This window comes from Streptomyces sp. NBC_00466 (assembly GCF_041433995.1).
Lineage (GTDB): Bacteria > Actinomycetota > Actinomycetes > Streptomycetales > Streptomycetaceae > Streptomyces.
Window position 1 is genome coordinate 2,287,389 of the sequence record NZ_CP107896.1, and the last position, 12,295, is coordinate 2,299,683.

Below are 12,295 nucleotides of genomic sequence, written 5' to 3' on the forward strand. Positions count from 1 at the left end.
TGAAAGATGTGAGAACGCGGGAGGGGAGCCACGTCGCGGTTGCCGACGGGGCCACAGACAGAGACACAACGGGCAGAGGCACGGGCGCTGGCGCGGGCAGAGGCACGGGCGCTGGCACGGCCACAGGCACAGGCACAGCCAGAACTCCGGCCATAGCCACAGGCGCGGTCACGGACACCGCGGCGGGCGAGGCCGGAGTGATTGCGCGTGTGCGTGCGGGAGACACCCAGGCGTACGCCGTGCTGGTGCGTGCGTACACAGGAATCGCACTGCGCGCGGCGGCTGCGTTCGGGGCCGGTGCGGACGCGGAGGACGTGGTGCAGTCGGCCTTCTTCAAGGCCTACCGGGCGCTGGACCACTTCAAGCCGGGCGCGTCGTTCCGCCCCTGGCTACTGCGGATCGTCATGAACGAGACGCGGAACACACTGCGCTCCGCGGTCCGGCAGCGGTCCGCGGCGGGACGTGAGGCCGCGCTGGCGGAGGCGGAGCCGCTGATACCGGAGTCGGCGGATCCTGCGGTGGCCGCGCTGCTGCAGGAACGCAGGGCGCTGCTGCTGGAGGCGCTGGACCGGCTGAGTACCGAACAGCGGCTGGCTGTGACGTACCGCTATCTGCTGGAGATGGACGAGGCGGAGACAGCGGAGGCGCTGGGCTGGCCGCGCGGCACGGTGAAGTCACGGCTGAACCGCGCCTTGAAGAAGCTGAGCAAACTGCTTCCGCCGCCGGACGGCAGCCATACGCCGGAGCCGGACGAGGGGGACGCGGGGGACAAGGCCGGAAGCACGAGGAACGCGAGGAACACGAGCAGCGTGAGGGGTGACGCAAGACATGCACGGTAAGGACGAGTGCGGCCGGGGCGAGTACGGACGGCGTGATCCGGATCCACGGCTCCCGGCAGAACTGCGGGCCCTGGGCCGCGCGCTCGACGGCCGGGGCGGGAGCGGAGGGCGGGGTGGGTCAACCGGACCGGGCGGACTGCCCGGGTCGGCACCGAAGCCACGGTCGACATCGGGGTCGGGGTCGACATCGGAGCCGGGGCCGACATCGGAGCCGAAGTCGGGGCCGGAGCCATGGTCGGAGCCGGACGCGTGGTCGGAGTCGGGGCAGTCGATGGCCGAGCGGGTGCTGGCGCGGATCGTGGCCGAGGGAGTACCGGCTCCCGCCAAGGACCCGGCACGGCCTCCGGAGCCGGGCCGGTTCGAACGGGCCCGCGCCTGGGCGCTCAGCCGGCTCGACTGGTTCGGGGGGCCCGGCGGGGCGGACACCGACGGGATCGACGTGCGGTACGCCCCGGCACCGCATACCCACCCGGCACGCCGGTCCACAAGGTTTCTTCCTGCCCGCCGTGGCCGACGATAGGAAGGAGCACACGATGACCCGAACACCGTAGGACCCGCGCCCGTATGGCCCGTACGCCGTAAAAGCCGTACGCCCTCAGAACGGAGAACCCGTGTCAGTTACGGAAACATCGATCTCCTCCGCCGAAGCGCACAGCGCGCACAACTACCACCCGCTGCCCGTAGTAGTCGCGTCCGCGGACGGCGCCTGGATGACCGATGTCGAGGGGCGCCGCTACCTCGACATGCTCGCCGGTTACTCGGCGCTCAACTTCGGCCATGGGAACCGCCGGTTGATCGACGCGGCCAAGGCCCAGCTGGAGCGGGTCACGCTCACTTCGCGGGCCTTCCACCACGACCGGTTCGCCGACTTCTCCACTCGGCTCGCCGAGCTGTGCGGCATGGAGATGGTGCTGCCGATGAACACCGGTGCCGAGGCGGTCGAGACCGCGGTGAAGACGGCCCGCAAGTGGGGATACAAGGTCAAGGGTGTACCGGACGGACAGGCGAAGATCGTCGTCGCCGAGAACAACTTCCACGGCCGGACGACCACGATCGTCAGCTTCTCGACGGACGCCGAGGCCAGAGCGGACTACGGCCCGTACACCCCCGGCTTCGAGATCGTGCCGTACGGGGATCTCGCCGCCCTGGAAGCAGCTGTCGACGCCAACACCGTGGCCGTGCTGCTCGAACCCATCCAGGGTGAGGCCGGGGTACTGGTGCCACCGGCCGGCTATCTGCCGGGCGTACGGGAACTGACGCGCGCCAGGAACGTGCTGTTCATCGCCGACGAGATCCAGTCCGGGCTCGGCAGGACCGGGAAGACCTTCGCCTGTGAGCACGAGGGGGTCGTGCCGGACATGTACATCCTGGGCAAGGCGCTCGGCGGCGGGGTGGTGCCGGTGTCGGCGGTCGTCTCGTCGGCGGAGGTGCTGGGTGTCTTCCGGCCCGGCGAGCACGGATCCACCTTCGGCGGGAACCCGCTGGCGTGCGCCGTCGCCCTGGAGGTCATCGCGATGCTGCGGACCGGCGAGTTCCAGCAACGGGCAGCCGAGTTGGGTGATCACCTCCACCGTGAACTGGGGCTGCTGGTGGGGAGCGGCGCGGTGGAGGCCGTACGGGGGCGCGGGCTGTGGGCCGGAGTGGACATCGCCCCGGCGCTCGGTACCGGCCGGGAGATCTCGGAGAGGCTGATGGATCTCGGGGTGCTGGTGAAGGACACCCATGGATCGACCATCCGGATCGCCCCACCGCTGGTGATCAGTAAGGAGGACCTGGACTGGGGGCTCACCCAGCTCCGGAGCGTGCTGAACATCTGAGGCGGCGGCCCTGGACTACAGGATGACGTGGGGCAGGAAGCGGGCGTACTCGTCCGTCACCGGCCCCGCCGACTCCCGGATACCGAGTCCCGCCGCTTCGTCCTCGACGACCCACGCGCCGAGCACCACCCGGTTGCCGTCGAAGTCGGGCAGCGGGGCCAACTCCTGGTAGCAGCAAGCCTCATCGGCCCGAACGCCGACGGCGCCCGCGCTCGGCTCGTGGAGCAGGACCCCGGCCCCCTCGCGGCCGAGCAGGGGCTTGGAGACGTACCCCTTCGACAGGGCGAGTTCGCGCGGTCCGTCCAGGTAGGCGGGCAGCAGATTCGGATGCCCGGGGTACAGCTCCCACACCACGGCGAGCAGTGCCTTATTGGAGAGGAGCATCTTCCAGGCGGGCTCTATCCAGCAGGTGGAGCCGGTGGAACCGCCGTTGTCGAGCGTGTCCAGGACGTGGGGACCGAAGCCGTCCGTCGTCAGCCACTCCCACGGGTAGAGCTTGAAACAGCTGCGGATGAAGCGCATCCGCTCGTCGACGAACCGACCGGACAGCGGGTCCCAGCCGATCCGTTCCACCGAGAGGGCCTCGGTGTCGATCCCGGCCTGCTGGGCGGTTTCGCGCAGATAGGCGGCCGTCATCAGATCCTCGCCGAGTTCATCGGCTTCGGAGTGCACGAAGTGCAGGGGCCCCGTCGGCAGTAGCGGTGCCTGCCGTTTCCAGGCGGCGACCAGCCGTTCGTGCAGGGAGTTCCACTGGTCGGCGCCCGGGAAGCGGTCCTCCATCCAGAACCACTGGGCGCTGGCGGCCTCCACCAGCGAGGTAGGGGTGTCGGCGTTGTACTCCAGCATTTTCGCCGGACCGCTGCCGTCGTACCGGAGGTCGAACCGTGCGTAGACGGACGGCAGTTCATCCCGCCGGCGCCAGGATTCGCCGACAAGCCGGGCCAGCCGGGGATCGGTGATGCCCAGCTCGGCGAAGCGGTCGTGGTCGACGATGTGGGCGGCCGCGGTCAGACACATCGCGTGCAGCTCTTCGACCACCTCCTCCAGCGCCTCGACCTCGGAAAGAGAGAACGAGTAGTACGCGCTCTCGTCCCAGTACGGACGCAGGGAGTCGTCGGGATAGCGGGTCAGTGGATAGATCAGACCCTGCTCCTCGACGATCTGCTGCCAGCCGGGGCGCGGTTCTGTGGTGTGCCGCTGCATGATGTCGCCTGTTCCCGTACGTTCCGCAGTTCAGGTGCGTACCCGGCTCAGCCTCCGCTGGAGTGGGATCCACCGCTGGAGTGGTATCCGCCGCCGGAGTGGGACCCGCCGCCGAAGCCGCCGCGGTGCACCGAGGGCTTGCTGAAGCTGCCGCCCGAGATCTTGCCGTGCTTGGACGAGCCGCCGTAGTAGTACGTGCCGCGGCCGTTGGTGGTGGTGCACTCGTACTTCGGCAACTGCTTGTGCGTCTGCGGATCGACGCACCGCTTGTCCACATCGGAGCCGCAGGCGGTGAGTGTCGCCGCCAGCATCCCCATCCCCCCGAGCACCACAGCACCCGACCCCATCTTGCGCATGCGCTGACCTCCCCCGAATTCCAGGCTCTTGGCTCTTGGTACAGGCAGGCCCTCCGGTGACGCCTGTCGGTGTACAGACTAGATGTCGTGCCTACGGGAGGCCGGTGCTGGGCCCTTCCCTGCCCAACTAGAGTCCTTCCGTGCTCCTTGGAATGATTTGCGCTCTCGGTTCAGCGGTCTGCTTCGGCACGGCCTCCGTGCTCCAGGCTGCCGCGGCCCGCGCCTCCGCACCGGGAACCGGCTCGGGTGTGGACGCCGCGCTGCTCCTGCGCGCCGCGCGCCAGTGGCGCTACATCGCGGGGCTCGGCCTCGACGGGATCGGTTTCGTACTCCAGATCATCGCCCTGCGCACGCTCCCCATCTACGCGGTCGGCGCCGCGCTCGCCGCGAGTCTCGCGGTGACAGCCGTGGTCGCGTCCCGCATCCTCGGCGTCCGGCTCTCCGGCACCGAATGGGGTGCGGTGGCCGTCGTCTGCGCGGGCCTCGGGATGCTCGGCCTCGCCTCCGGGGCCGAGGGCCACACGGCCGGATCGTCGGCGCTGCGCTGGTCGATGCTCGGGGTCGCGGTCGCGGTCCTCCTGGTCGGCACGGTGGCCGGCCGCCTCAAGGGCAGGGCGCGGGCCCTGGTGCTCGGTCTCGGTTCCGGAGTGGGCTTCGGGGTGGTCGAAGTCTCGGTGCGCCTCATCGACTCCGTCGACTTCACCAACCCGGCGCTGTACGCGCTGCTCGTCGGAGGCGGTTCGGCCTTCCTGCTGCTCACCTCGGCGCTGCAGCGCGGTTCGGTGACCACGGCCACGGCGGGCATGGTCATCGGCGAGACGATCGGCCCCGCACTGGTCGGCGTGGTCTGGCTCGGCGACCGTACGAGGGAGGGGCTTGCCCCGCTGGCGGTGGCCGGCTTCGTGGTGGCCGTCGCGGGAGCACTCGCACTGGCACGGTTCGGGGAGGCCCCGGCCACATCGGCCCCGGCCGAGGTCTGAGCCGAAGCCCTGCAAAGCCCAGTCCAGCCCTGCAAAGCCAAGCCCTGCACAGCTCAATCCTGCAAAGCCCAGCCCTGCAAACCCGCGCCCCGCAGCCCGAGCCCTACCGCTCCAGCCCCCAGCCCGATTCGCCGGCACGCCGTCGCGCCGGCGCGCGCCCCTACGGCAGCACCCGGCACAACGCCTCCAGCGTCCCCGCCCACGCGCTGTCCGACGGCGTTCCGTACCCGACGACCAGCATGTCGCGCCCGTCCCGCACATCCGCGTGCCGGAACTGGGAACCGCCGTCGAGCGCGAGGCCCTGCCAGGCCGCCGCCTGGACGACCGACTGCTCGGTACCCGGGGGGAGTTCCAGTACGGCGTGCAGCCCGGCCGCGATCCCGGACACCCTGATGCCGGGCGCCCGTTCGGCCAGGGCCGCCACCAGCTGGTCGCGCCGCCGCCGGTAGCGCAGCCGCATCGAGCGGACATGCCGGTCGTACGCACCGGAGGCGATGAACTCGGCCAGCGTCAGCTGCTCCAGCGAGCTGGACATCCAGTCGGAGTTGCCCTTCGCCCGCACCACCTCCGCCACCATCGGACCGGGGAGCACCAGCCAGCCGAGCCGCAGCCCGGGAGCGATGGACTTGCTGGCCGTTCCGCAGTAGACGACCCGCTCGGGATCCAGTCCCTGCAGCGCCCCGACGGGTTGCCGGTCGTAGCGGAACTCCCCGTCGTAGTCGTCCTCCAGAATCACCCCGCCCGTGGTTCTGGCCCAGTCGACGGCAGCCGTGCGCCGGTCCGGGTGGAGCGGGACGCCCATCGGGAACTGGTGCGCCGGTGTCATCAGCACCGCGCCCTCCCGCCCCAGCTCGTACGTGCGTGAGCCGAACTCGTCCAGCGGCAGGGCCTTCGTGCGCAGACCGGCGTCGACGAGCAGGTTCCAGTGCAGGTCGAGCCCGTACGACTCGACGGCCACGTCCCGTACCCGCCTCCCCCGCAGCACCTTCCCCATCAGCATCATCGCGTGGGCGAACCCGGCGCAGACCACGATGCGGTCCGGGTCGGCGTGGACACCGCGCGCCCGCGCCAGATAGTCGGCCAGCACGGTCCGCAGCTCGGAGCCGCCGCGCGGGTCGCCGTAGCCGAACGCTTCGTGGGGCGCGGCGGTCAGCGCCCTCCGCGACGCCCTGAGCCACTCCGTGCGCGGGAACGACGCGAGGTCGGGCAGACCCGGCCGGAGGCTGTACGTGGGCACGCTCCGCCGCTGCCGCCGGACAGCGGCCGGCTTCGGCTCCCCGCGCGGTACGGTCCGCGGGGCCACGCGGGTCCCCGACCCCTGCCGGGCGGTCAGCCAGCCCTCGGCCACCAGTTCGGCGTAGGCGTCGGCAACCGTGTTGCGGGCCACACCCAGATCGACGGCGAGCGCACGCGAGGAGGGCAGCCGGGTCCCCGGCGCCAGCCGCCCCGTGCGGACCGCTCGGCGCAGCGCATCCGTGAGGCCGACCCGCAGTCCGGGCCCGGCGAGTTCCAGATGCAGGTCTACGCCGAAAGTGGCCCAGGAATCCGTCACGGAAATGGACCATACCCCTGCGCCATGTCCCACGTAGCGTCGTACTCACACCACGAACAAGGACAGGAAAGGCAGAAAAGACATGACGGACACCGCAGCCCCGACGAACAGCACGAGCGCCTCGGACTCGGCGCCCGAGTACCTCCCCGAGCACACCCCCCGCCTCAACGTGGCGAAGCTCGCCCCCGAGGTCTACAAGGCCATGGTCAACCTGGATGCGGCGGCCCGGCGCGGCATCGATCCGACACTGCTCGAACTGGTGAAGATCCGGGCCTCCCAGATCAACCACTGCGCCTTCTGCCTGGACATGCACACCAAGGACGCTCTCGCGGCGGGCGAGACGGTCGAGCGGATCGTGCAGCTGAGCGGCTGGGAGGAGTCGAAGCACTTCTACACCGCGAAGGAGATCGCGGCGATCGAGCTGACCGAGGCCATCACGGTGCTCACCGACGGATTCGTACCGGACGAGGTCTACGCGCACGCCGCCGAGCACTTCGACGAGACCGAGCTGGCCCATCTGATCGCGGCGATCACCGTGATCAACTCCTGGAACCGCTTCGCCGTCTCCACCCGCATGGTGCCGGGCCACTATACACCGGGCTCGGTCGCCCACCGCCACTGACCCGGCCACCGCCGCCACTGAAAGGCCCCGCCATGACGGACTTCCGCAGCCTCCACCTGGGCCGGTCCCCCGGCGATCCGCTGGTGCTCCCCGGCCCGTGGGACGCGGCCAGCGCCCGCGTCTTCGCGGAAGCCGGGTTCCCGGCGCTCGCCACCCCGAGCGCCGGGGTGGCGGCCGCACTCGGCTACGCGGACGGGGCGGTGCCGGCCGACGAGATGTTCGCCGCGATCGGCCGGATCGTCCGGGCGGTCGAGGGCTTCGGAGTGGCCGTTTCGGCGGACATCGAGGCGGGGTACGGTCTGCCGCCGGACGAACTCGCCGGGCGGCTGCTCGAATCCGGCGCCGTCGGCTGCAACCTGGAGGATTCCTCCGGCGGAGTCCTCAACGACCCGCAGGAGAACGCGGACCGGCTCGCGGCGTTCCGCGCGGCGGCGGGAGCCGGCCTGTTCATCAACGCCCGCGTCGATACGTACATCCGGGGCGTACGCGATCCGGCGCAGACCGTCGACCGCGGCCTCCGCTACATGGCGGCCGGCGCCGACTGCGTCTACCCGATCATGGCGCCGCCGGACCAGCTGTCCGGCCTGGTGTCCGGGATCGGGGCGCCGCTCAACGCACTCTTCCGGCCGGACGGTCCGTCGCCCCGGGAACTGGGCGAACTGGGCGCCACCCGCATCACGTTCGGCCCCGGCCTGCACCGGCAGTCGATGGAACGGCTGCGCCAGGACGCGAACGCCCTGAAGAGCTGACGGGCCGACGGGCGACGGGCGACGGGCCGACTGGCTCGGCGCACAGGCGCACAGGCCACCGGCCCCGACGACACAGAACGCCCCCGGCGACCACATGGTCACCGGGGGCGTTCCTACGAGCTGCAGAGCGGACGAACGGGCGTCCGGCTCAGATCAGGCCGAGCTCGCGGACCGCGTCGCGCTCCTCGGAGAGCTCCTTCACCGACGCGTCGATACGGGCGCGCGAGAAGTCGTTGATCTCCAGGCCCTGGACGATCTCGTACTTGCCGCCCTTCGTGGTGACCGGGAAGGACGAGATGAGGCCCTCGGGGACACCGTAGGAGCCGTCCGACGGGATACCCATCGAGGTCCAGTCGCCGTCCGCCGTGCCGTTGACCCAGGTGTGGACGTGGTCGATGGCGGCGTTCGCGGCCGAGGCGGCCGAGGACGCGCCACGCGCCTCGATGATCGCCGCGCCGCGCTTGGCGACGGTCGGGATGAAGGTGTCGGCCAGCCACTTCTCGTCGTTGACGGTCTCGGCGGCGTTCTTGCCCGCGACCTCGGCGTGGAAGATGTCCGGGTACTGCGTGGCGGAGTGGTTGCCCCAGATCGTGAGACGGCGGATCTCGGAGACCGGAACGCCGGTCTTCTGCGAGAGCTGCGAGATCGCACGGTTGTGGTCGAGGCGGGTCATCGCGGTGAAGCGGTCGGCCGGTACGTCCGGGGCCGAGGCCTGCGCGATGAGCGCGTTGGTGTTGGCCGGGTTGCCGACGACCAGGACCTTGATGTCGTCCGCGGCGTTGTCGTTGATGGCCTTGCCCTGCGGGCCGAAGATGCCGCCGTTGGCCGCGAGCAGGTCACCGCGCTCCATGCCCTTGGTACGCGGGCGGGCGCCGACCAGGAGCGCGACGTTGGCGCCGGCGAAGGCGACGTTCGGGTCGTCCGTGATCTCGATGCCCTGAAGCAGCGGGAAGGCGCAGTCGTCGAGCTCCATCGCGGTGCCCTCGGCGGCCTTCAGCCCCTGCGGGATCTCCAGGAGACGCAGCTTGACCGGCACGTCCGAGCCGAGCAGGTGGCCCGAGGCGATGCGGAAGAGCAGCGCGTAGCCGATCTGGCCGGCCGCGCCGGTGACGGTGACATTCACAGGAGTGCGGGTCATGGCGTTCTCCGTAAGACAGCTGGCGGTGGGGGTCCCTGCCCCTGGTGCGGGAAATCTCGGGGGCTCACACCACGAACTGAATCTTGATGTGAAGAGACTTCCGACGTCAGGCTATCCGACCCCGCACGCGGCCAACCCCCACCCCCGTGTGGCACGCCGCACACCGGTCTCGTACACCCCGTACAGGAGCGCGCGTTGACCCTGCGGACCGCTTCACGGGCGGAACAGCGCGGCGTCCCCGCACCGGCGGATCCGGGGCCTCGGGGATCCGGGGCCCAATCCGAGAGCCTGGAGATCCGGGGGCCTGGGGATCCGGGATCTGCACCGGCGCATCTGCGGACCCACGGAACGGGGGCCTGCAGACCTGCAGCGGCGGTGGCCGCCCGCGTCAGAGGGGGGGGGAGACGCGGGCGGCCACCGCCGGGTGCAAGCACCCGTGGGGGGATAGCCATCGCCTGCCCCGGGAATCGCGGGCCACTCCCCCGATTTCTTTTTTATTTTCCGGTGGCCTTCCTGGGCCCGTCCGCCGGTCTTCCTCCCGCCGTACGCACCGTACGGACGGTCAACGGCCCACCGTCACACCGCAGTTCCGTGTCACCGCACGGTGAACCGCATCAGCCCTTCGAGGAACGGCACCGGCAGCCACGGTTTGGGCTGCACCATGAGCGCGAGCAGTGTGATCAGGAAGCCCAGCACGCCGTACGTCAGCATGTCCGTGAAGCGCGAGCGCACCGCGAGCATCCCGACGGACCGCACACACCAGCGCATCACGGCGCCGCCGAGCAGAGCGACCCCGACCAGCAGCAGCCCCACGCGTGTCACGTCGAAGGCGACGAGCAGCAGTCCGACGCCGATCGTGACGAGCACCGTGAGCAGCGGCCACTGCCTGGCAGGCGCGGGCGCGCCACCGGGAGCCGCCCGGCCGCCGCCCTCGGGCCGCGCGGTGTCCCGCGTCACGGAGGGAAAGCGCCGGGTCGTCCGGACCGGCTCGCCGTCCGGACCCGGCGCGCTGACGGCGTCCTCCCCTTCGGGCGCGTCCTCCGCTTCGGGAGCCTCGGACTCATCGGACCCGGCGTGCTTCTCCGACGCCGCACCCTTGGCCTCAGAACCCTTGGAGTCAGAGCCCTTGGACTCGGCAGACTCGGAACCGGCAGGCTTCTCCGACGCCGACGCCGACGCCGACGCCGCGCCCGCGTCCACGCCCGTGCCTTCCGCCCCAACCGGCTTCCCGGGCTCCGCCGGCTTGCCCGCACCGGCCCCCGTGCCCTTACGCCGTGCTCCGGGCCTTCCCCACTCCCCGGGCCCCGTCCGTGCGGCCGCGTCAGCCGACACTGCGCTCCGCCGCCTCCACGACGTTCACCAGCAGCTGCGCGCGAGTCATCGGGCCCACACCGCCCGGGTTCGGAGAGACCCAGCCGGCCACCTCCGCGACGCCGGGGTGCACGTCTCCGGCGATCTTGCCGTTCTCGTCCCGGCTGACGCCGACATCGAGGACAGCGGCCCCCGGCTTGACGTCCTCAGGGTTGATGATGTGCCGGACACCGGCCGCGGAGACGATGATGTCCGCCTGCTTGAGCAGCGCGGGAAGGTCACGGGTGCCGGTGTGGCACTGGGTCACGGTCGCGTTCTCGGACTTACGGGTCAGCAGCAGCGGGATCGAACGGCCGACGGTGATACCGCGGCCGACGACCACGACATGCGCCCCGTTGATCTCCACACCGTGGTGGCGGAGCAGCTGGATGATGCCGAACGGGGTGCAGGGCAGCGGCCCCTCCTCGTTCAGCACCAGCTTGCCGAGGCTGGTCGGGTGCAGGCCGTCGGCGTCCTTGGCCGGGTCCATCAGCCCCAGGACGCGGTTGGTGTCGATGCCCTTGGGGAGCGGCAACTGCACGATGTATCCGGTGCACTCGGGGTTCTCGTTGAGCTCCCGGACGACCGCCTCGATGTCCTCCTGCGTTGCGGTGTCGGGGAGTTCGCGCTGGATGGACCCGATACCGACCTCGGCGCAGTCTCGGTGCTTGCCGTTGACGTACCACCGGCTGCCGGGGTCGTCACCGACGAGCAGGGTGCCGAGACCGGGGGCCACACCCTTCTCCTTGAGGGCCGCCACGCGGACGGTCAGATCGGACTTGATCGCGGCAGCGGTGGCCTTGCCATCGAGAATCTGGGCTGTCATACGAGCCATTCTTTCAGGGGGCGTCATGATCGCCCAAGTTGCACTTGCACAACACATAGGGACTGCGACTGGACAAACTTACGCGCCGTTTAGAAGCATGTGGTCCGCAGTGCCGCGGGCCGGTGTCGGGGGGCAGACCGCTTTGACGTTTCTCTCACCAATCCTCCGATCGAACCGCGACGTCCCCGCATGAACCAACGGAGGAATCCAGCCATGAGCTTCGGCGACCCGAACCCGAACAACCCCTACGGCCAGCCGCAGGGCCAGCCCCAGCAGCCGCCGCAGCCGGGTTACGGATACCCGCAGCAGGCCCCGCAGGGAGTGCCGCAGCAGCCCGGCTACGGCTACCCGCAGGCCCCGCCGGTCCAGCAGCCCTACGGTGGCGGCTACCCGCAGCAGCCCGGTTACGGCGGCCGGCCCCCGTACGCGGGCTGGTGGAGCCGGTTCGCCGCCCTCCTGATCGACGCTGTGTGCATCGCCGTCCCGTACGGCATCCTCATCGGCATCGGCAGCGCCATCGGTGGCGGCGTCGGCTCGACCGTCGCCGTGCTCGGCGTCGTCGTCGGCATCGGGCTCGGCCTCTTCAAGATCTACAAGGAGGGCACCACGGGCCAGTTCCTCGGCAAGAAGGCCGTGGGTATCAGCCTGCTGCGCGAGGCCGACGGCCAGACCCTGGGCTTCGGTATGGCCTTCGTCCGCTACCTCGCCCACTTCGTCGACAGCATCGCCTGCTACCTGGGCTGGCTGTGGCCGGCGTGGGACGCCAAGAAGCAGACGTTCGCGGACAAGATCTGCTCGACCGTGGTCGTCAAGGTCGGCTGACCCGCATCCTGCTGGGCCCGAGGGCCGTAACCCGGCGCGTA

At 70.6% G+C, this 12,295-nt stretch carries 12 protein-coding genes; 6 read left to right on the forward strand and 6 right to left on the reverse strand.

Features of this window, described 5'->3' with window-relative positions:
• Positions 1-197: 197 nt before the first annotated feature.
• Both OG210_RS09990 and rocD read left to right on the forward strand, forming a co-directional pair.
• A complete protein-coding gene (locus OG210_RS09990) occupies positions 198-839 on the forward strand; it encodes a sigma-70 family RNA polymerase sigma factor (RefSeq protein WP_328330360.1) in 642 nt (213 codons plus the stop codon).
• A 611-nt stretch (positions 840-1,450) separates the two neighbouring features.
• Positions 1,451-2,656 (forward strand): ornithine--oxo-acid transaminase, encoded by a 1,206-nt coding sequence (gene rocD, locus OG210_RS09995; RefSeq protein ID WP_328330358.1) that lies wholly within the window; start codon positions 1,451-1,453, stop codon positions 2,654-2,656.
• A gap of 15 nt (positions 2,657-2,671) precedes the next feature.
• Here rocD and OG210_RS10000 read toward each other — a convergent pair whose 3' ends face one another.
• Entirely contained in the window at positions 2,672-3,859 is a 1,188-nt protein-coding gene (locus OG210_RS10000; RefSeq protein WP_328330356.1) for a glutathionylspermidine synthase family protein, read from the reverse strand.
• 47 nt (positions 3,860-3,906) lie between these two features.
• A complete protein-coding gene (locus tag OG210_RS10005) occupies positions 3,907-4,215 on the reverse strand; it encodes a hypothetical protein (protein WP_328330354.1) in 309 nt (102 codons plus the stop codon).
• A 152-nt stretch (positions 4,216-4,367) separates the two neighbouring features.
• On the opposite strand from OG210_RS10005, the gene OG210_RS10010 reads away from it, so the two are divergent.
• Positions 4,368-5,195 (forward strand): hypothetical protein, encoded by an 828-nt coding sequence (locus OG210_RS10010; protein ID WP_328335580.1) that lies wholly within the window; start codon positions 4,368-4,370, stop codon positions 5,193-5,195.
• Between the two features lie 160 nt (positions 5,196-5,355).
• Here the strand turns inward: OG210_RS10010 and OG210_RS10015 are convergent, their stop codons facing one another.
• A complete protein-coding gene (locus OG210_RS10015) occupies positions 5,356-6,747 on the reverse strand; it encodes a PLP-dependent aminotransferase family protein (RefSeq protein ID WP_328330352.1) in 1,392 nt (463 codons plus the stop codon).
• A gap of 82 nt (positions 6,748-6,829) precedes the next feature.
• Here OG210_RS10015 and OG210_RS10020 point away from each other — a divergent pair, with 82 nt between their 5' ends.
• Positions 6,830-7,369: a carboxymuconolactone decarboxylase family protein gene (locus OG210_RS10020; RefSeq protein WP_328330350.1), complete on the forward strand. Its 540-nt coding sequence runs from the start codon at positions 6,830-6,832 to the stop codon at positions 7,367-7,369.
• Positions 7,370-7,401: 32 nt separating this feature from the next.
• Complete coding sequence (locus tag OG210_RS10025) at positions 7,402-8,118, forward strand: isocitrate lyase/phosphoenolpyruvate mutase family protein (protein WP_328330348.1); 717 nt, start codon at positions 7,402-7,404, stop codon at positions 8,116-8,118.
• 148 nt (positions 8,119-8,266) lie between these two features.
• Here OG210_RS10025 and OG210_RS10030 read toward each other — a convergent pair whose 3' ends face one another.
• The 3 genes from OG210_RS10030 to OG210_RS10040 form a co-directional block, all read right to left on the reverse strand.
• A complete protein-coding gene (locus OG210_RS10030) occupies positions 8,267-9,256 on the reverse strand; it encodes a malate dehydrogenase (RefSeq protein WP_266854112.1) in 990 nt (329 codons plus the stop codon).
• A gap of 594 nt (positions 9,257-9,850) precedes the next feature.
• Entirely contained in the window at positions 9,851-10,456 is a 606-nt protein-coding gene (locus tag OG210_RS10035) for a DUF3017 domain-containing protein (protein ID WP_328330345.1), read from the reverse strand.
• A 121-nt stretch (positions 10,457-10,577) separates the two neighbouring features.
• Positions 10,578-11,432, reverse strand: coding sequence for a bifunctional methylenetetrahydrofolate dehydrogenase/methenyltetrahydrofolate cyclohydrolase (locus OG210_RS10040; RefSeq protein WP_328330343.1), 855 nt, complete (start codon positions 11,430-11,432; stop codon positions 10,578-10,580).
• A 213-nt stretch (positions 11,433-11,645) separates the two neighbouring features.
• Here OG210_RS10040 and OG210_RS10045 point away from each other — a divergent pair, with 213 nt between their 5' ends.
• Positions 11,646-12,254 (forward strand): RDD family protein, encoded by a 609-nt coding sequence (locus OG210_RS10045; RefSeq protein ID WP_328330341.1) that lies wholly within the window; start codon positions 11,646-11,648, stop codon positions 12,252-12,254.
• Positions 12,255-12,295 lie beyond the last annotated feature (41 nt).

What these genes read in the sequence shown, in the direction of transcription:
- OG210_RS10000 (WP_328330356.1), bottom strand. Translation starts at nt 3,859, where the DNA reads ATGCAGCGGCACACCACAGAACCGCGCCCCGGCTGGCAGCAGATCGTC.
- OG210_RS10005 (WP_328330354.1), bottom strand. Translation starts at nt 4,215, where the DNA reads ATGCGCAAGATGGGGTCGGGTGCTGTGGTGCTCGGGGGGATGGGGATG.
- OG210_RS10010 (WP_328335580.1), top strand. Translation starts at nt 4,368, where the DNA reads ATGATTTGCGCTCTCGGTTCAGCGGTCTGCTTCGGCACGGCCTCCGTG.
- OG210_RS10020 (WP_328330350.1), top strand. Translation starts at nt 6,830, where the DNA reads ATGACGGACACCGCAGCCCCGACGAACAGCACGAGCGCCTCGGACTCG.
- OG210_RS10025 (WP_328330348.1), top strand. Translation starts at nt 7,402, where the DNA reads ATGACGGACTTCCGCAGCCTCCACCTGGGCCGGTCCCCCGGCGATCCG.
- OG210_RS10030 (WP_266854112.1), bottom strand. Translation starts at nt 9,256, where the DNA reads ATGACCCGCACTCCTGTGAATGTCACCGTCACCGGCGCGGCCGGCCAG.
- OG210_RS10040 (WP_328330343.1), bottom strand. Translation starts at nt 11,432, where the DNA reads ATGACAGCCCAGATTCTCGATGGCAAGGCCACCGCTGCCGCGATCAAG.
- OG210_RS10045 (WP_328330341.1), top strand. Translation starts at nt 11,646, where the DNA reads ATGAGCTTCGGCGACCCGAACCCGAACAACCCCTACGGCCAGCCGCAG.